The organism is Paenibacillus sp. LBL (assembly GCF_029893715.1).
Lineage (GTDB): Bacteria > Bacillota > Bacilli > Paenibacillales > Paenibacillaceae > Paenibacillus_AQ > Paenibacillus_AQ glucanolyticus.
The window spans coordinates 44463-64766 of sequence record NZ_JARXYU010000009.1; the positions used below are offsets into that span (position 1 = coordinate 44463).

At 50.7% G+C, this 20304-nt stretch carries 15 protein-coding genes; 10 read left to right on the forward strand and 5 right to left on the reverse strand.

What is annotated here, in order from left to right:
• The first annotated feature begins 8 nt into the window (after nt 1-8).
• Entirely contained in the window at nt 9-911 is a 903-nt protein-coding gene (locus M2277_RS19000; RefSeq protein WP_006208095.1) for an ABC transporter ATP-binding protein, read from the forward strand.
• Complete coding sequence (locus M2277_RS19005; protein ID WP_280755355.1) at nt 904-2208, forward strand: ABC transporter permease; 1305 nt, start codon at nt 904-906, stop codon at nt 2206-2208. The genes M2277_RS19000 and M2277_RS19005 overlap by 8 nt, the downstream gene beginning before the upstream one ends.
• 605 nt (nt 2209-2813) lie before the next feature.
• Here M2277_RS19005 and M2277_RS19010 read toward each other — a convergent pair.
• From M2277_RS19010 to M2277_RS19030, 5 genes are all read right to left on the reverse strand, one after another.
• Complete coding sequence (locus M2277_RS19010; protein ID WP_280755357.1) at nt 2814-4985, reverse strand: peptidase G2 autoproteolytic cleavage domain-containing protein; 2172 nt, start codon at nt 4983-4985, stop codon at nt 2814-2816.
• Nucleotides 4986-5107: 122 nt separating this feature from the next.
• The gene (locus M2277_RS19015) at nt 5108-6085 is read right to left on the reverse strand and encodes a formylglycine-generating enzyme family protein (protein ID WP_280755407.1); all 978 of its coding nucleotides are present in this window, start codon (nt 6083-6085) and stop codon (nt 5108-5110) included.
• 20 nt (nt 6086-6105) lie between these two features.
• Complete coding sequence (locus tag M2277_RS19020) at nt 6106-6636, reverse strand: chromate transporter (RefSeq protein WP_006208100.1); 531 nt, start codon at nt 6634-6636, stop codon at nt 6106-6108.
• 26 nt (nt 6637-6662) lie between these two features.
• Nucleotides 6663-7310, reverse strand: a complete 648-nt coding sequence (locus M2277_RS19025; RefSeq protein ID WP_006208101.1) for a chromate transporter — start codon at nt 7308-7310, stop codon at nt 6663-6665.
• Complete coding sequence (locus tag M2277_RS19030) at nt 7310-8848, reverse strand: sulfatase family protein (protein WP_280755359.1); 1539 nt, start codon at nt 8846-8848, stop codon at nt 7310-7312. The genes M2277_RS19025 and M2277_RS19030 overlap by 1 nt, the downstream gene beginning before the upstream one ends.
• A 125-nt stretch (nt 8849-8973) precedes the next feature.
• Between M2277_RS19030 and M2277_RS19035 the strand changes: the two genes are divergently transcribed.
• From M2277_RS19035 to M2277_RS19070, 8 genes are all read left to right on the forward strand, one after another.
• Nucleotides 8974-9828, forward strand: coding sequence for an AraC family transcriptional regulator (locus tag M2277_RS19035; protein WP_006208103.1), 855 nt, complete (start codon nt 8974-8976; stop codon nt 9826-9828).
• Nucleotides 9829-9916: 88 nt separating this feature from the next.
• The gene (locus M2277_RS19040) at nt 9917-11716 is read left to right on the forward strand and encodes a sensor histidine kinase (protein WP_280755360.1); all 1800 of its coding nucleotides are present in this window, start codon (nt 9917-9919) and stop codon (nt 11714-11716) included.
• Nucleotides 11717-11719: 3 nt separating this feature from the next.
• On the forward strand, nt 11720-13366 hold the full coding sequence (locus M2277_RS19045; RefSeq protein WP_063478524.1) for a response regulator: 1647 nt from the start codon (nt 11720-11722) through the stop codon (nt 13364-13366).
• A 197-nt stretch (nt 13367-13563) separates the two neighbouring features.
• Complete coding sequence (locus tag M2277_RS19050) at nt 13564-15135, forward strand: extracellular solute-binding protein (protein ID WP_036638633.1); 1572 nt, start codon at nt 13564-13566, stop codon at nt 15133-15135.
• A gap of 33 nt (nt 15136-15168) precedes the next feature.
• Nucleotides 15169-16131 (forward strand): ABC transporter permease, encoded by a 963-nt coding sequence (locus M2277_RS19055; protein WP_006208107.1) that lies wholly within the window; start codon nt 15169-15171, stop codon nt 16129-16131.
• 16 nt (nt 16132-16147) lie between these two features.
• A complete protein-coding gene (locus M2277_RS19060; protein ID WP_063455983.1) occupies nt 16148-17041 on the forward strand; it encodes a carbohydrate ABC transporter permease in 894 nt (297 codons plus the stop codon).
• A gap of 68 nt (nt 17042-17109) precedes the next feature.
• Nucleotides 17110-19143: an alpha-L-arabinofuranosidase C-terminal domain-containing protein gene (locus M2277_RS19065; RefSeq protein WP_280755362.1), complete on the forward strand. Its 2034-nt coding sequence runs from the start codon at nt 17110-17112 to the stop codon at nt 19141-19143.
• A gap of 239 nt (nt 19144-19382) precedes the next feature.
• Complete coding sequence (locus M2277_RS19070; RefSeq protein ID WP_063478526.1) at nt 19383-19877, forward strand: pyridoxamine 5'-phosphate oxidase family protein; 495 nt, start codon at nt 19383-19385, stop codon at nt 19875-19877.
• Nucleotides 19878-20304: the final 427 nt, after the last annotated feature.

Genomic DNA, 20304 nt, shown 5'->3' on the forward strand with positions numbered 1-20304 from the left:
TTCACAATATGCAACGATTGCAATTAGAGGATGTAGTTAAGATTTATGCGGACAAAACAGCCGTAAACCAGATTTCGCTTCAGGTTGAGGAAGGAGAAATCTACGGCCTGCTCGGTGCGAACGGTGCCGGTAAAACAACCACCATGCGGATGGTGCTTGGCTTGATCTACCCGGATGATGGAACGATTTTGTATAACGGGAAGCCTTACAACAAGGAGCTTCGTCACATTATGGGTTATTTGCCGGAGGAGCGCGGGTTATATCCGAAAGTGAAAGTCAGCGAGCAGATTTCATACTTGGCCCAGCTTCGGGGCATGTCAGCCAAAGACGCCGATAAGAGCTTGAAGTACTGGCTGGAGCGCTTTGAAGTGCCTGACTATTACGATAAGAAGATTGAGGAACTGTCTAAAGGTAATCAACAAAAGATGGGCTTTATTGCAGCAGTGGTTCATGATCCGCAGATCCTGATTCTGGACGAAGCATTCAGCGGACTGGATCCGGTGAACGTTGAACTGTTGAAATCGACGGTTAAAGAACTTCGCGACAAAGGCACAAGCATTCTGTTCTCTACCCACCGGATGGAGCATGTTGAGGAATTATGTAGGAACATTACCATTCTTCATCGCTCCAACACCGTAGTGAAGGGGAACCTGAAGGACATTAAATCCAAGTATCCGCGAGAAGAAGTGGTGCTCGGCACCTCTGGTGAAGTTCAGGGGCTCGATTCACTGCCGGGCGTAACGGCTGTTGAGCGGACAGAGGATGGTTACTCCATCCGCATAAGCCACATCGACGCTGCCCAGAATATTTTGAATACAGCGATGTCGCAAAGCGTGATCCATCGGTTTGAAGTGAAGGAGCCGACACTCAATCAAATCTTCATAAAGGCGGTAGGTGAATCTAATGAATAATATGTGGACCGTTATCCGATTTACGTTTATGAATAAGGTAAGAACGAAGTCGTTTCTCGTATCAACCCTGATTTTTGCACTGATCATTACAATCGGGATTAATCTTCCTTTTCTGATCCAAATGTTCACGGGTGACAAGGCAGGATCTGAGGAAACCACTCGCATAGGTCTGGTGTATGGACAGGAGCAAGCGCTTGCTGAACAATTGGAGACGACTTGGAGCAGCCTGCCGTCAACTACCTATAAATTTGTGAAATATGAAACGGCAGATGAAGCTGCCTTGAATAAAGACATTGAAGATGGCACTATTGAAGGTTATTTAAAATTTGAAGCACAAGAAGGCAGCACGTTCCCGGCCGTGGTCTACAGCTCCGAAGAAGAGGGAATGAGTCCGGAGCTGCAATCGAATCTGCAAGCCGCTCTTCAAGTGGCAAAGACTCGCAGTATTGTAGATGGGCTTGATTTGTCTGATGCACAGATCAATGAGCTGAATGCGCCGGTTCAGATTGATGCTCGCAGTATTGGCACGAATCCATCAGGCAGTGCTGGAGGAGCATCCGAAGAGAAGGATGGGGCTTCCGAGGTTATTAACTACATCGTGGTGTATGCACTGATTATTCTCTTCTTCTTCACCTTGATGGGGACCGGCAACATGATTGCTTCGGAAGTGACGACAGAGAAGAGCTCCCGTATTATGGAGATCCTCATTACCAGCGTCTCTCCGCTGAGTCAAATGTTCGGTAAGGTTATCGGCATGTTCCTGCTGGGTCTGTCACAGATCCTGGCGTTCGGCATTGTTGCCGCAGCGAATTTGTTGCTGCCTCACAACATGGACACATTGAAGGAAATGAATCTTGACCTTACTGCGATTGATCCGATGCTGCTGGTGTTTGGCTTAATCTTCTACATTCTCGGATATTTCTTGTACGCGATGTTATACGCGGCCATTGGTTCGATTGTCAGCCGTACAGAGGATTTGGGGCAGGCTGTCATGCCGATTACCATGCTGTCGCTGGTGGCATTTTATATCGCAATCTTTAGCCTGAGCGCTCCGAACTCGATGCTGATGAAGGTGTCCAGTTATATTCCATTCATCTCACCAACAACGATTCTGGTTCGTATCGGACTTGGCGACGTAGCGATGTGGGAGATCCTGTTATCCCTTGCTATCCTGATCGTATCCATCCTCGTGTTTGGCTGGTTGGCTGCAAAAATCTATCGCACTGGTGTCCTGATGTACGGCAAACGCCCTACATTCAAGGAGCTTAGAAAAGCGATGAAGGCTTATAAGATGTAGTCAAAGTACGAAAAAGAGGCTTTAAACCAAAATAAGAGGTACATGGATGTAAAGATAGACATGACGATGGATAAAAACCAAAGTATGATGATGGTCTTGATCTCAGCGGTCCTGCGTATTTTGCTTGGAACGACCATGGATACACTACAGGTTCTATGCTGAAAGAGGTCGTTCAGGGAGTGTTGATGGGCTTTGGGATATTATTAGCCTGCGTTGGTCTGTGGGCGTTTGGTAAACGAAAACAATAGAGTTTAAAAAGAAATGGTTTAAATGAGGCGAATGTAAAAGACTAGTGAAATCAGATTGCTGATTTTACTAGTCTTTTTCTTTGGCAGAACAAGAGACCGATTTAAACAACAACTATACTAAGTTACTAGCGGAATGAAGCAATCTATATTCTGTTCCACCAATCACATAGGTTAGATCAGGAAATTAGTCACATCATTTAAACTATAGAGTGTATTATATCAATTTGACCCTTTGCATTGTCTCTATTCCTAAGAATGTTGTATCCCAATCAGATCGATTATTATTCTTATGTACAAAGAACCGACTCCAAGAAGTCGGTTCTTCTACGCTCAGCCAGATCACGGTGCATTCCACCCTCATTTAAACTGCACCATGATTTGATTGGGTCCGGTGCGCTTCATTACACGGTATCCGCTATCGGCATTGGTGGCAACCCCATCGTCATTGGGCATGCAATAGCCATTAACCGTGCACGTTCCATCATCACGAACGAGCAGTTTTCCAATCAAACCGACGGTTACCCATTCCTCGCGCTGGCTTCTTGGAATATAGACCATCGAAGGGTCCCACTCCGGATTCAAGATCGGCTGTTGTTCGGTGGATGCAGGTGCAATGATATTTCCTTCTTCATCCCGTTCTTCAGGAATCGTAACTTCTTGAAACTGCACGTTTCTCCACTCATCACGGAGGTAGTAATCCTTCCATCGCAGTTCTGCGGCATCTGCCACAATAGAGGGAGTGGAGGTGACAATCCCTAGCAAGTAACCATCGCTTTGCGTAGCGATCCGGACCTTATCTCCATCCAGGGTTACAAAATAGCCGGGCTCTATGCCGGTGCCATCCAGTGTTTCGTACATTTCGGCATAATCGGCTCCACCGGAAAAATAGTTGCCGTCAATATACATATTGCCGGTTGACCCTTGCAGAACAGCGGCCAGACCCTGTGCATCAGCGGAGGTCCCGTTCGCGACATGCCAGGAATAGGTATAGAGCGACGCCCCATATCTGCCCATAATATGGGCTCCGTTATGGGTGGCGGTGGTTTGGAGGCCTTCCGCATGGGAGAAATCTCCGCTTGCCGTCGTTTGGACTCCTTCGGCATGCGCTCTGCTGCCCGATGCCACGGTGTTGGACCCTTCAGAATGGGAGGCATAGCCTTCTGCCGAAGTCGTAAATCCTTCCGCGTGTGAATTATTGCCTGAGGCAGTGGAGGTATTGCCCTCCGCGTGCGAAGCATATCCGGATGCCAACGTCGTGTAGCCTTCCGCATGCGAATTAAAGGCGTTGGCCGTGGTGAGGGAGCCCTCGGCATGGGCATAGTTGTTGGTTGCCTGCGTACTTGAACCTTCCGCGTGGGAGTAATTGCCCGATGCCGTTGTGTCTGCTCCCTCGGCATGGGCATATACACCGGAAGCAACCGTATTTGCACCTTCGGCATGCGCATTATTCCCCGAAGCCAGCGTATTGGAGCCTTCGGCATGCGCATTGATCCCTAATGCCTGGCTGCCGGACCCCTCGGCATGGGAATTGCTGCCCTCGGCGAGGGTGTTGACTCCTTCCGCATGGGAATTTCCGCCCGATGCGGTGGTGGTATTTCCCTCTGCATGCGAAGCATAACCACCCGCCGTCGTAGTAAAACCTTCGGCGTGCGAATTGTTTCCTGAAGCTATCGTTGTATTTCCTTCCGCGTGCGAAGCGTAACCTTCCGCTATCGTAGTGTAGCCTTCGGCATGGGAATTAAAGGCGCTTGCAGTCGTAAGCGAACCTTCGGCATGAGCATAATTGCCGGTTGCCGAATTATCGTATCCTTCTGCATGAGAGAAATTTCCCTGAGCCGTATTACTTCCGCCCTCCGCGTGGGCATAATTCCCGTCCACCGTGTTGTTTGCGCCCTCCGCATGACCGTAATTGCCGGTTACTGTGTTATATGCGCCCTCGGCATGAGAATAATTACCCTGCGCAGTAGTGTTGGTTCCTTCGGCGTGGGATACGAGGCCGCTCGCCGTTGTAGACAATCCTTCGGCATGCGATATAAACCCGCTCGCCGTTGTCGAGATGCCTTCGGCATGGGAGGCTTCTCCACTGGCCATGGTTCTGTACCCTTCCGCATGAGATGCGGTTCCGCCTGCTACGGTGTTTGAGCCTTCCGCGTGGGCGGTATCCTCTATCGCTTCCGTCAGATAGCCTTCGGTGTGAGAGGCATGGCCCAGAGCTGTCGTTGCGTTGCCTTCGGCATGGGAGGCTTCGCCGTAGGCCATCGTTGTAAAACCTTCGGCATGAGAAGCTGTTGCACTTGCCATAGTAGTCGATCCCTCGGCATGGGAACTGTCGGCCAGCGCTTCGGTATTATAGCCTTCCGTATGGGCAGCGTCCCCGGACGCTCTGGTCGTACTGCCTTCCGCATGGGAAACGGCTCCGCTAGCTGTCGTCAGAATTCCTTCCGAATGGGAGGCGAATCCACTGGCTGTCGTATTCGAACCTTCAGCCTCCGAGCATTCACCGATTGGATTTCGATTGCATTCAGCCATCGTATTCATTCCTTTATCTATAAGGTGTGGTAATGTCACCAAACTTTCCTATGATACAGGATATGTGTGTCTAAGGAGCATGAGTGGACTTATTGTACACGATATGTCTTGACCCCTCGAGACTACGATAGGTAACCCATATCCTTGACGCAGCGGAACCCGACATGACTGGATGAGCTGTCCGGCGTATTTTTGTTCCTTGCGGCAACGCGATAGCGATTGCAATAGGATCGATGGCATAAATAGGAGCCGCCGCGCATGACTCGTTCTTGTCCTTGCAGTGGTCCCTTGGGATTGTCCATGTGTCCAGTCACATCATAGCTTCGGTCATACCAGTCCGAGCACCACTCCCACACATTGCCCGACATCTGATACAGACCGTACCCGTTCGGCCGATAGGCTCCAACCGGTGCCGTGCCAGGATAACCATCGCTGGCATGGTTCTTCACGGGAAACCTCCCCTGCCAGATATTGCAGCGAAACTCTCCAGCAGGCTTCAATTCATCGCCCCAAGGGTATCGTTTCTGCACGAGTCCGCCGCGTGCGGCATATTCCCATTCGGCTTCCGTGGGCAGCCTGACTCCGGCCCACTTGCAGTAGGCGTCGGCATCGTTCCAGGACACATGGACGACGGGATGGTCCATACGATGAACGAGACTTGACCCGGGGCCTTCCGGATGAGCCCAGTCCGCACCGGGTACCGCTCTCCACCATGGCGTATGGGCCGGGGCCTGTGTTGCCGCAGCAGCCTGTTCGGTCAAGAACAAGTGAAACACATACGACCAGCCAAACTGCTCAGCATCTGTCCTATATCCGGTCGCTTGTATGAAACGGACGAAATCGCTGTTGGTCACCGTATAGGGAGCAATCGCAAAAGCGTTGACATTTACTTCCCGAACGGGTCCTTCTCCATCATACGGATTGGCTTCCTGATCGGAGGTGCCCATCAGAAATAGACCGCCAGGAAGCTGAACCATACGGTCCTTCTCGGATTCGGCAATCGTAATGCCAGGTAACGCTGCCTGGCCTGCAGCAGGAGTTGGGGCCGTGACGTTCAGCCTGTTTCGTGCTGCGGTGCAGCAGGACGGTTTGGATTCCATCATGCACCTCCCAGTTCAAGTTAGAATAAAACAATGCCGGCAGCGCCGGCGACGATGAGAAGGAGCAGCGGGTGGAGCTTGTGCTTCAGTAAGAGATACAGGCAAACACCACTGATAAGGAGCGTGGGGACGATGCCCCAGGTTATCGCTGCGCCTTCATTAGACAAGCCAAAGTGAATGGCTGCATATAGAATGAGCCCGGTCGTTACAGGCCGCAAGCCGTACAGGGAAGATTTCAGCCATGGGTTGTCATGCAAGCGGTAGAAGAAGGCAGATAGCAGCACAACAACGATCAACGACGGGATAATGATCCCAGCGGTGGAGACGGCGGCTCCGAGATAACCTGCTGTTTCATAGCCGATCAGCGTGGCGGCATTGGTTGCAATCGAGCCGGGCGCCATTCCAGCCAGCGCCACTGTCTGTTGGAACTCCGCGGCTGTCAGCCATCCTTTTTCCGTGACCTCATACTGAATCATCGGAATGACTGCATAACCGCCGCCAAACGACACAAGGCCTACGCTTATAAACATGATAAACAAGTCCCAATACATGATTCGATCGCCCCGATTTCTCTCGCTTAAATGTAATACTCCAGCTCCGAAGGGCTGCCGGTTGCGGTCTGCTTCTCGGTCCGGGCCCGAAGTCCAAGCCGTAGTTTGATCCGGATGACCGTCATGCCGCATAACAAACCCAGAGCTATAAGATAGAGGGGGTGGACACCAGCAAATAACAGCACGGAGACGGTAGCAAGGGCAGCTATCGCTGTCGTCCTGTCAAAGACGGAATACTTGGCCATCCGATATGCCGCCATGAGGATTAGCGCTATAATGGCACCGTTCATCCCCTTTAGAGCAGCTTCGACTTTAGGCTGGTTTCGGAACACCATGGCAAATATGCTGATCAGAATCACAATCAGAAACGTGGGACATGTCACTCCGATGACCGCCGACACAGCTCCGGCAACGCCAGCCTGACGGTGGCCGATGATGGCAGCCGCATTAACGCCAACGCCTCCGGGAGCTGAGCCGGCGAGCGATATAAGCTCACCGATTTCATCCTCTTGCATCCATTTTTTCTTGCTCACCACTTCGCGCTCAATAATTGGCAGCATGGCATACCCGCCTCCGAAGGTGGAGGGCCCGATGCGGAAGAAGGTCCAGAATAGCTGGTTCAGCAGCTTGAATTTATGCTTCAGTCCCTTGATGCGATCTCTCATGATTTCCATTACGCATGATGGATTCTGGGCATCGGCATCGCTTCCTTGCCAAGCTCGGCCCAGATATATTTGAGCAATAGCTCGGCCTTCAGCTGCTCGTGCTCCGGCTCGTTCCACAGGTTATGCAGCTCGTTAGGATCGGTCTCAAGGTCGAACAGCTCACCGTAGGATTGATTGTAATAGACGGTGATCTTATAACGCTGTTCGATATATGTTTTTTGATGAATCGTTGTCGGCTCGTGCCGGAATTCGCAGAGGGCATGCTCCCGAGCGGCCGCCTTCTTGCCGAGCCACACTTCCTTTTGGTCGACGCCCGTCATGGCGTGCGGAATCGGAACGTTGCAGAGCGATAGGAAGGTCGGGGCCAGATCGACCAGGGATTGCATGGCATTTGATTTTTTTCCGGCAGGCACCTGATCGGGGTACCTTACCATGAACGGAATCCGGATTAAATCCTCGTAATGGAACCCTCCCTTGGCTTGAAGGCCGTGCTGGCCGAAGAAGTGGCCGTGATCCGTTGTGAATACAACGACGGTATTCTCCGCCAGTCCCAGATCATCCAGTTTATCGAGGATTTTGCCGATATATTTGTCCATCATGCTGATCATGCCGTAATACACGGCAACAAGCTTTTTCTTGTCATACTCCGTTAGTCGTGCCTTTGCACCATACTCGTAATAGTGATGGGAACGGTAGCCATGTATGCCATACCCGGTCTCTGCAAGATGCGAGAAATCAGGATCGTCCTCTTGCGTCAACTGGAAATGCGGCGGATTTCGGTCATGCTCTCCCGGCATTACGGATGGAATGGTCAACTCGTCCGGGTCATACATCGAGTCCCACGGTTCAGGGGCCAGATATTCCGGATGCGGGTCGAAGAAGCTGGCCCACAGAAAGAAAGGGTCATCCGAGCGCTGGTATTGGTCCAAAAGGGAGCCGGTTCGTTCGGCAATCCAGGCGTTGTAATGGTATTTCTCCGGGATGGGCCATGTGTACGTCCGGGAAGGATCCATGGTTCCCGTCGGCGGCAGGAAGTATTCCCGCCAGTTGGCACACCCTTGCTCTTCCAGCCATTGTGCATAATGTTGACCGACATGGGCTTCATTGGTGTGGTTGCGGGCCAGTTCAACATGGTCGAATCCGTAAAATGGCCCGTGGAAATTTCTCCAATATTCCAAATCCTGAAGGATCGGGTACGCTTCCAGCGAAGGATAAACATCCGTGGATTTCAGTGGCTGAAAATGAGCTTTGCCGACAAGACCCGTTCGGTATCCGGCTTCCTGGAAGCTTTGACCCACGGTGTGGCGGTCTTCCAGCAGTTTTGTACCCAACGTCCATGCTCCATGCTGACTGGGATACATTCCCGTAATGATGGATGCTCTGCTGGGGGTGCAGGTGGGATTTGGGCAATAGGCCCGATCGAACGTTGTCCCTTGCCGGGCGAGACGGTCCAGATTCGGTGTGGAAATTTCAGACTGAAATGCACCGATGGTGTTCCAATGCTGTTGATCACTAGTTATTAGCAAAATGTTAGGTGTTCTCGACAAGTGTAATCCCCTCCTAGTATGATAATATTGAAAAAAATCAGTTATAAAAATAGCTTAGTGTTATATTTTTGTTGTCATTTTGTTATGATTAAGCAAAAAATGAAGGAAAGGAGGGGCGTCGCCAAATGCAGGAATATGAATACGAGTATGCGGAATTCATCTACTATACGCCGGGATATTTGGATAAGGAGGAACAAATTTGGCCGGTTCGGGCAGGACGAACTGCAGCCAAGCCCAATTACAAGGTCGGACCGAAACGGATCGAGTGTTACAGTCTGCATTTTGTGCATGAAGGCATGGTCCGGCTTGAGTTTGATGGTAAATGGGTGGATCTGCAGAAGAACGATGTGTTCTGCCTGTTTCCGGGGCGGACCTATTACTATCACATGCTTCCCTCGGATTCTCCGCTGCAAATGAGCTGGCTCGCATTGGACGGCAACAGGGTCAAGCCGTTATTGGAGCTTGCCGGTTTGCTTCCGGATAGCCCGTTTGGCAAACAAATGTTATCCGCCCGGGTCAAAGAGTCGTCGGAAAGCGTGATTCATGCCCTGGCTGGCGTGGAACGCTGGAAGCCTTCAATTTCACTGGAACTGCATGGCTTGATCTACGGACTGCTTGCCGGACTGGTGCCGGACACGGTTTCTTTGCAGCCGACAGAGCTTGCGGGATGGATTCATGAGTGTTTGGATTACATGGAACTTCACGCGACCGAAGGGATTTCAGTACAGCAGGTGGCTGAATTTGCGGGGGTGCACCGTTCGTACTTCTCCAATATGTTCACCAGTCAGGTAGGAATGCCTCCGTTAAAATACATGCAGAAAATACGGATGGAGAAGGCGAAACGATTGCTGACCGAAACGGACGCAACGATCACGGAGATTGCCCTGTCTCTTGGCTATCCCAATTTATACTCATTCACGAGAGCCTTCAAGATTTATTACAAGGTGCCTCCCATTACCATGCGGGGAACCCAATGCTGAGTGCGTACCATGGGAATGCTCATGTGAACGACATTTTGTAAACGGTTACTTTTTATTTCGGTTGATCTTGAAAAAGGAGAATTCCGCTATGAAGCTTTCTACGATTCAGAGGTGGATATCGCCCGGTCGAAGCATTCAAGGGAAAATATTCATTGCGTTTAGTGCGGTTACCCTCGTGTCCATTGTCTCGATTACGGTCATTGTTTACATGAGCATGCGTGAGACGATCATGCACAATGCGGTCACCTCGGTATCGGACAGCATTCGGCAGGCGGATGAATCGCTGAATATGATGCTGGAAGAGATCGATCGCTTGAACACCGTTGTGGTGACCAACAAAAACACGGTGATTGACACCCTGTTAAGCCCGAATGAAGAGATCAGTTACGAGTGGTTTCAGGAGCAGAAGCGGATCGATGAGTTCCTGTCCGTTCTGATCGATTATAAGCCCTACATTACACGGATCGCTGTTGTCGGTTTGAACGGAAAGGTGTATTTCTCCGGTGGGCCGTGGTTGGACAGGACGGTGCTGGGGTCACCGATGCTGGATTATATGCTGCAGAATGGATCCCGCCATGCGTATTTCAAGCAGACGGGGGTGTCGGACGCCATCACGGTAGGGCGGGAGATCCGCTACAATCGTGAACCGATCGGGGTGGTCATGGTGGACTTGAATTATGATTTTATCCAAAAAACATACGGCGTGAAGCCGACTACGGACAGCATGATCTATGTGTTGGACATGCAGGGCGGGTTCGTTTATGAGGCCGAATCGGCACCGTCTTTTGCCCCTTCATCCGATAGGATTGTCGGACTCAATCAGGAGCTTGCAGGTAATGGTGATGCTATCAAGCAAGTTATTGACGGGAGAGACTATATCGTGGTCAGCCGCCGATCCGGTTATACGGGCTGGACCACGCTGGCGTTGATTCCGATGGATTCGCTGCTGAGCGAATCGGCAAGGCTGCGCAAGCTGCTGGCGGAGGTGTCGGTTATCGTCTTTGTTGTGGTTCTCATCGGGTCGCTGCAGGTGTCTTCGCGAATCACCCTTAATATCCGGCGATTGAAATCGTTGATGATGTTTGTGAAGGAGGGGAATTTAACGTTTCCCAGAAAGGAGATCAAGGGCGAGGATGAGACCGGGCAGCTGTACCGCGTCTTTATCAGCATGGTGGAGGATTTGAAGCGGCTGATGGAAGGAATCCGGGTCAGTGAGAGGGCCAAGCGGGAAGCCGAGTTAACGGCCCTTCAGGCGCAGATTCATCCTCATTTTTTATACAATTCGCTGAACACCATTAAGTATCTGGCCAAGATGAACGGCGTGCCTAACATCGAAGAAGTGTCGGGATCGTTGATTGAGCTCATGCGCGGGGTTCTGGGCAATTCAAGCGAATTTCTTACGATGCGGGAGGAACTGGATTATGTTGAACGCTATATCTCCATCGTCAAGTACAGGTATATGGAGCCGATCCGGATGGTTGCCCAGGTTGAGGATGATGCTTTGCTGGAATGCCGGGTGCTGAAGCTGATGCTGCAGCCTCTTGTGGAGAATGCCATTATTCATGGTATCGGACCGCTGGAGCGGGAGGGACTTGTGTTGATCCGCGTATGCGAAGAGGGGGGCGACCTCAAGATTGAAGTGATCGACCATGGCAAGGGTATGACAGAGGGGCAGAAGGCTGCTTTGTTGGGTGAAAGGGGAAAGAGCGGGAATACGTCCCGTTTTAGCGGAATGGGGGTGCGTAACGTGCATGAACGGATCGTACACCTGTATGGTCATTCATACGGCGTCAAGCTGTACAGTGAGCCAGGTCTGTATACCAAGGTCGAGATCCGGCTGCCGAAACTTACGGAGTGTAAGGGAGAATCCGAACAAGAGGTGATATAAGCGATGTTCCAAGTGCTGCTTGTCGACGATGAGCCGCTGGTGCGGCATAATCTGTGGACGTTACTCGACTGGAATGAGCATGGATTTCAGCTGTGCGGCCAAGCGCATAACGGATTCATGGCTCTGGCGATGATGGAGCAGTCCCCTCCTCATATTGCAATTATTGACGTGAACATGCCCGGCATGAACGGTGTAGAGCTCAACCGAGCGATCAAAGAACGCTTCCCGGCCATTAAGACCATCATGCTCAGCAGCTTTGATGACTATGACTACGTGCGGGAGTCCCTGAAGAACGGGTCCATCGATTATGTATTGAAGCATCGGCTGGACGGGGCAACGCTGATCGCCATGCTGAATAAAGCGGTCCTGGCATTGCGGCAGGAGGATCGGCTGTTTAAAGAACGCATTGCCCGGCAGGCCCTGGAAGAGAGGATAAACCCTGTCCTGATCCGCGATTATGTTGTGCATTTAATCCGGGGAGGGATGGAAGCAAGCCTGGAGTCAGAAACCTTCTCCCAGCGGAATAACCTGTATCCCCAGACCTTCAGTTATACGGCTGCGGCTGTGCAGATTATCCCGTTTCGGCTGCTGACGGAATCGTACAGCGATGTGCAAACGAATCGGCTGGTTCAGCAGGTAGTGGATATGATGCAGCAGAGTTTGGGGGATATCCATGAGCGGACGGCAGCTTATGTGGAGGATGGGCGGTTTGTTGTTGTGTTTGCGAACAAGGAACGAAGTGAATTTGCCGTGATGAGCGAGGCAGATGGACGAATAAGGAAGATTCAGCACGCCCTTGAATTATTCCTCAATTTAAGATGTGTAACCGCTATAGGACATGTGTGCACCAGCTTATCCCAGCTTGGATCCAGTTACAGCTCAGCTGAGCGGGAACTAGATGCTTCATCCGTCAAGGTGCCGTTCGCCGAGAATACGCCGCCAAGGATAATGGACCACGCTGTCGGATTTGCCGGAGGGTACAAAGAGCGCGTTTCTTTGACGATCGAAGAGCACAAGCAGCTTCTGCTCTCCATCGAAAGACTGGACACCCAAGATGTGCAGGCTTTAATTTCATCCATATTTGCTTCGATCTCCCATCAGCCAATCCATTCGCATACGGTTCAGATCATTGTCAGTGAGCTGATGCAGACCGGTGATAAGGCATTGAAAACATGGATGCCATCCATTGAAGCAGCAGGGGACAGGCTTCCTGCAAGAAGCGAACTCGGAAGGATGGGCAGTGTCGGGGAATTGGAGCAGTGGCTGTTATCCTTCTATGCCGACTTGCTGGGCCTGCTGAAGCAGCACCGTGTGAGCGGGGCCTATTCTCGTCATGTCACGCAAGCCATCCACTTCATCCTGGAGAGATATCCGGGGTATGTCACATTGGAGCTAGCGGCAGGCGCCATCGGGTTGAACTCATCCTACTTAAGCCGAATTTTCAAGGAGGAGACGCAGCGGACCTTCTCGGAATACTTGAATCGGGTACGAATCGACGCAGGGTGTAAACTGATGGAAAGCGGGCGCTATACCATCAAGGAAATCAGCAATCAAGTGGGGTTCACGACTCATAACTATTTTTTTAAAGTGTTCAAGGAGATTACGGGAATGACACCGCAAGAGTACTTGAACAGTCTGGGAAAAGGATAAGAGAAAAACCAAGCATTCGGATCGGCAGAAACCGTGTTTCGGAAGCAGCCAGTATAAAAAAACCGTAAAATATGTGGAGTAAATGATCATATTATTGTAATTGGCTGCCAGGGCCGTTGAATTATAATAATCACACACCAACGGTAAACGCTTACACTAAGCGTGTGGTGATTAAGAAATGTGGGGGTCACCTATTCATGCGTAAACACTGGGGAAGAAACGCGATCATGACCATGATCGTTTCCAGCTTGATGCTGGCCGGATGCAGTTCAGATGGAGGTTCGAAGAAGGAAGCCGCACCCGAAGGTTCGGAGAATGTCGTTCACACCACGGGATTTCCGATCGTAGAGCAGGCGGTGGAACTCAAGATGTTCACCCGGATTGCCCCCGTTAATGGTCCGTTTAAGGAGATGCCGGTTTTTCAGGATTACGAGAAATTGAGCAATGTAAAGGTGGAGTTCATCGAAGCGCCGACAGACGGCTTCCAGGAGAAGAAAAACCTGCTGTTCGCGTCGAATGAGCTGCCCGATGCGCTGTTCCGTTCGGGGCTATCGCCGCTTGAAACCGTCCGCTACGGGTCGGCAGGCCAATTGATCCCGCTGGAAGGCCTTATCGATGAATACGCTCCGAACCTGAAGAAATGGATGGAGGAATATCCCGAAATCCGCTCGGGCATCACAACGCCGGAGGGCCACATTTACGCGATTCCGGGCATCGTCACGCTAGGCGCGGCGCGTACGGATAAGAAATGGATTAATCAGAAATGGCTGGATAAGCTGAATTTGGAGGTGCCGGAGACAACCGAAGAACTGTATCAGGTGCTGCTTGCTTTCCGTGACGGGGACCCGAACGGCAACGGCAAGCAGGATGAGATTCCGATGACCGCCCGAATCGGGTTATCGGTTGTGAGCGCGATGAGCGGATCGTTCGGACTGGACACACAGCTCGGCTACAACATCAACATTGAAAATGACAAGGCAAGCATCTGGATGGGCAGCGACAAGAATAAAGAGATGCTGATGTATCTAAACAAGCTTTACAAGGAAAAGCTTCTGGATCCCGAGATATTCTCGCACACTGAAGCGCAATATTTGGCCAAGCAGGGATCAGGGAATGCGGGATTCTTCTTTGACCAGACAAACAACAACTTTTTGTCAATCCAGGATCAATATACCGGGATCGCGCCTCCGGCAGGGCCTGACGGAGACCGGATGCAAAGTCAGGCGCTGCCGATTGCGCGGGATTTTGGAGCTTTTGCCATCACGTCCGTCAATAAATACCCAGAAGTCACGATGCGCTGGATCGATTACTTCTATAGCGACGAAGGATCTACCCTTCTCCGGTTCGGCAGAGAAGGAGAGCATTACGAGATGAAGGACGGAATTCCCTACTATACAGAGGATTTCTTGAAGGATATTACCAACCAGGCAAAAATCACGCCTTACGCCGGAGGAGGAGCGCCTCATCTCATCAGCGAGCAGGTCGCCTCTTTCATCAATCCGCCGCAGGTACAGGAGGCGCAGCAGAAGCTGGATCCATTCATGCCGGAGGTTCGCTACGCGGCTCCCATGTTTGACGAGCAAACCGCTCAGCAAGTGAACATTCTGCGTAACGATATCGATAAATACTACGAAGAGCAGAGCACGAAATTCATTGTGGGCGCGCTTAGCTTCGACAAGTGGGAACAATTCCAGTCTACGCTGAAGAAGATGAAAATCGATGAGCTGGAGAAGTTGTATCAGGATGCTTATGACAAGATGCAGAAATAATGCTGCCACATCATGGATAAGGAGTGGATGCCCATGAAGAGTGTCAAAGCCGATACAACGATCACTATGCCTCCAGGTCAACGAAGGCGAGGTCCCCGCTTGCTAAGACAAATGGCCAAAAGGTATGACCTGTACCTCATGCTGCTTGTGCCGGTCGTCTGGTATCTGGTTTTTCACTATGGTCCGTTGTACGGGCTGCAAATTGCGTTTAAGAATTTCAACCCGGCCAAGGGAATCCTCGGGAGCAGCTGGGAGGGCTTCGGGCATTTCGAACGCTTCTTCGATTCGTATTATTTCTGGAGGCTGCTGTGGAATACGTTGTCCATTAATCTGTTCTCGCTGTTGATCGCTTTTCCGATTCCCATCTTGCTGGCGTTGATCATTAATGAAATCCGTAACAAGACCTTCAGCAAATGGCTGCAGAACATTACGTATATTCCGCACTTTATTTCCGTAGTCGTGATTGTCGGCATATTGAATGTATTCCTCTCGCCTACCAGCGGTCCGGTCAATCTGCTGATCGAGGCAATGGGAGGCACGCCGGTCCGTTTTATGGAGGAAGCCGGCTGGTTTAAGACCATTTTTATCGGCTCTAACATATGGCAGAACATGGGCTGGCAGTCCATTATCTACATTGCGGCATTGAGCGGGGTGAACCCGCAGCTTTATGAGGCTGCCAAGATGGACGGAGCGACAAGACTGAAGCGGATTTGGCATATATCCTTACCCGGCATCGCTCCTGTTGTTATCATTCTGCTGATTTTGGATATCGGCCATTTCATGAACATTGGCTTTGAGAAAATTTTGCTGATGCAAAATAATTTGAATCTCGAATCGAGTGATGTCATTTCCACGTTTGTTTACACGACAGGCATTTTAAAGGGTGAGTACAGTTACACGGCAGCAATCGGGCTGTTTAATTCGATCATCAACCTGATTTTGCTGCTGCTTGTAAACCGAATTGCGCGTAAAACGTCGGAGACGAGTTTATGGTAAAGGGGGAAAACGCGACATGTCCAAGCCATCGGCCATAAAAAGAACCTCGGATGAATGGGTATTCGATGTGATCATTTACGCGGTCGCCGCCATCATTATTCTCATTGTGCTGTATCCGTTAATCTTTATTGTCAGCGCTTCGTTCAGTGATCCGGCAAGGGTGCTGAACGGGGAGGTTTGGCTGCTGCCCAAGAGCGTAACGCTCGATGCCTACACGAATATTTTGCATAACGATAAGATTTGGATCGGTTACCGCAATACGATCTTCTATACGATTGTAGGGACGGTAATTAATATCATCATGACGATACTGGCAGCGTACCCGCTATCGAGACCTGACCTTCCAGGACGCAATACAATTATGGTGTTTATCACCCTGACCATGTTTTTCAGCGGAGGGCTGATTCCGACTTATCTGTTGGTCAAGGACCTGGGAATGGTCGATACGATGTGGGCATTGATTGTTCCCGGTGCCATCGCGACCTACAATCTGATCGTGATGAGAACGTATTTCCAATCGAGCATTCCGTGGGAGCTGCAGGAGGCTGCCCATATCGATGGATGTTCCAACTGGAGGCTGCTGCTGAGCATCATCCTGCCCTTATCCAAGCCGATTCTGGCGGTCATGGTGCTGTTCTATGCGGTAGGACACTGGAATTCATTTTTTAATGCGCTCATCTATATTCGTAACGAGAATTTGCATCCGCTTCAGCTGGTGCTCCGCGAAATTCTGCTGATTAGTCAATCTGATGCGGTGGACGGCAGCATTGGTTTGGAAGACAAAATCCTGCTTGCCGAGAGCATTAAATACGCGGTCATTATTGTCTCCAGTTTGCCTGTACTGCTTATGTATCCGTTTGTGCAAAGGCATTTTGTTAAAGGCGTCATGATTGGCTCGGTAAAAGGGTGAGCTCAGCTCACATGCCATTTTCGCACGAATTAATTCCCCTAATATATCACGCTTATGGAGGATTTATCTTGAAAACAAACGCCAAGATTACCATTGACTGCGTCAGGCCGAGCGAGCATACGGTCAACCCCTACCTGTTCGGACATTTCGTGGAGGATATACGGGACCATATGGAGGGCATGCTCGCATTTCCCTTGAAGGACATGGATTTCGAAAGCGAGACGGAATCAAAGACCGCGGTATCGGGAAGCTGGCGCGCGTATACCAACGGACGGAACACCAGGTATGCCATGGAGGCGCCGGCACCCAAGCATTCGGGCCGCGCCCAGCGCATCCGCATTCTGAGCGATGATGAGGCCTATGCCGGCATAACGCAGATCACATCGCTGCAAGGGCCGAAGGATTACACCGTTCGGATGGTTGCAAGGGCTTCCATCGAGCTTCGTTATTTGATGATCGAAGCGGTGGACCGGCGTACGGAAGAAACGCTGGGGCAGCTGCGGGTCGAGCTGGGCAGCCATAACTGGCAGGAATACGAGGGGCAGCTGTCCATAACCCGTGCTTGTGCCGATGCGGAAATTCGGGTGTATATCCCGGCCGAGCACCCAAGGTGGGTCGACCACGTATCCACCGGCATGCTCTGGATCGATCATGTGTCAATGCTGCCAGTTGACAGCATTGCCATGGTGAAGCGCGAAGTGGTAGACATGACCCGCGAGCTGAACGCGGGGATGATGCGACTGGCAGGCAATTATATCAGCGCTTACCATTGGGAGCATGGGATCGGCCCTGTTCTGGAGAGACCTGTCATGTACAACGAAGCGTGGGGAGGGTGGACCAGCAAATATTTCGGAACGGACGAATTCATCCGCTTTTGCCGCGAGCTGCGGGTTGAGCCCCTCATTTGCGTGAACGATGGTTCCGGCACGCCAGAAGAGGCTGCCCAGTGGATCGAATACTGCAATGGAAGCGTGGATACACCGATGGGAGCTCTGCGAGCAAAGAATGGATCACCCGAGCCATACGATGTAAGGTACTGGGAGATTGGCAACGAGGTTTGGGGGCAATGGCAGGTCGGCACTTGCACAGCTGACAGGTTTGCGGAGCGGACGATATCGTTTGCCAAGGCCATGAAGGAGGCGGACGATTCCATCGTGCTGCTGGCCTGCGGGCATTATGATCAGGACTGGAATCAAACGGTCCTCGATCTGGCCGGTGAGTATATGGACTATCTGACACTGCATTTGTACCACGGCTACGGTCCCTTCGGCATGAACCGGGATACCCCGGCAGAGGACCGCTATAAAGCGATCGCCTCTTATCCCGAATGGACCCGGCATTATATCCGGCAGACGACGGAGCTTATTCGGTCCCAGTCGAAGCATAGCCACGTGAAGCTGGCGATCACCGAATACAACACGATGTACTATCCGAACACGGTAAGAAAAGGGCTGCCGAACGAACATACCTTGGGAGCAGCTGTGGCCAATGCCGCCAACCTGAATGAAATGATTCGTTGCAGCGATATGGTGCATATCGGCAGCTTCTCCGATCTTGTTAACGGCTGGCTGGGGGGATGCATCAGAGTGGGGGATTATTATGCCGACCAGTATTGCGGCAAAGAACCTGGCTGGAGCGGGCTTCCTCTCGAAATATACGGTACACCCACCTATGAAGTGTTAAAGCTTTACGCGAATCGGGATATCCGGCGAATCCTTCCTGTTAAGGCAGAATGCGGCACCTTCTCCGTGCCGTCACACAAGAAGACGCCTGTGGAGCTGGATGCGCTTCCGGATCTGGACATTGTGGCCGGTACGAATGACGACGGCAGCGTGATTACGCTGCTTATCGTGAACCGAAGCCTGGGGGAGGTTCGGGCCGAGCTTGAGCTGCAAGCTTTCGAAGCTTCCGGGGAAACAACCGTTTATGAAATTACCGGGAATTTTTACGATGATATCAATTCCGTATTCCAGCCTGAGCAAATCAAGTGTAAGGAATACGGGGTTTCGGCGGAGGAACTGCAGCGCGGTTACGCATTGCGTCCTTCCTCCATTTATGCGCTTGAATTCAGGGCGAAGCCCGAATCCGGTGGAGTGGAATAATCACCTAGGCTGGCTGTGACCATCAAGACTAAAGTATCTATTATAACCGAAGAGCCGTGACTGCGCTGACAGTCACGGCTCTTTTTTTGACATAAAGCCATTCGAAACTCGCTGCGGCCCGAAATGGAATGATACAGGCTGATCTTATCCAAGAATCAGGGAAAATGGTCTTCATTCATCGTTTAACTTATTTATGGGAAGTGTAATTAGAGACTAAACAGAAGGATGGGGTGATCAATATGTCAAACGGAACCGTCGTGAACCAGGAAGCCGTTGAGATTGTTAAGGATATTATCAAGGATGTGGAAACTGCGATGTTCTCCACGATATCGGAGGGTGGGATCAATTCCCGGCCGATGCAGACACAGGATATTGAATTTGATGGGGACCTCTGGTTCTTAACGAAACGGGATACCAGCAAATATGCGGAAATCATGGCTAATCCCAACGTGAATATTGCGTATGTCGGCAAATCCTACGTATCGATTCGTGGAACGGCTGAAGTTGTAGAGGATGTGGAACGGAAAAAAGCACTCTGGAATGCAGCATACGAGAAGCTGCTGCAAACATCCTACGACGATCCCAACATGATTCTGATTAAGGTGAATACGGACACGGCAGAGTACTGGGAAACCGGAAATAAAACTAAAACGGTGAAGGCCTTCTTCAAAAAAATGGTGGGCCAGCAGCCGGAGGGCAACTCGGATATTAACAAAACCGTTGATCTTCATTAAGCGGAAATAATTCAATTATAAAAACCGCAGGATCAAGCCACGATCCTGCGGTTTTTTTTAGGAATTTTGGCTATGGTCATGACTGTCCTCTAGTAACGGATCGATATGTATGCGGGCAAGTCATCAGCTCATACGTATTGATAGATAAATGGTTTAAGAAGGAAGAAAGAGGGAACTTTAATACGTAAGAAGGCAGATTTACCCTGAAACCTATTTTAAACCCATAAATCAAGTGAGAATTGTGTGAATTAAACGGCAGAACTGGTTCTAAACCATGACGTTCAACTGGATGGTTTGGCTCTGATTGTGTTATACTTTTTTCGTAATTATGAAAATTTACATTCGGAGAGGAGGTAGTACATTGGGAAGGCGTTATTGCAAATGGATCAAGTTACGGAACTAAAGGGTGTGACATCTTTTCTATTGG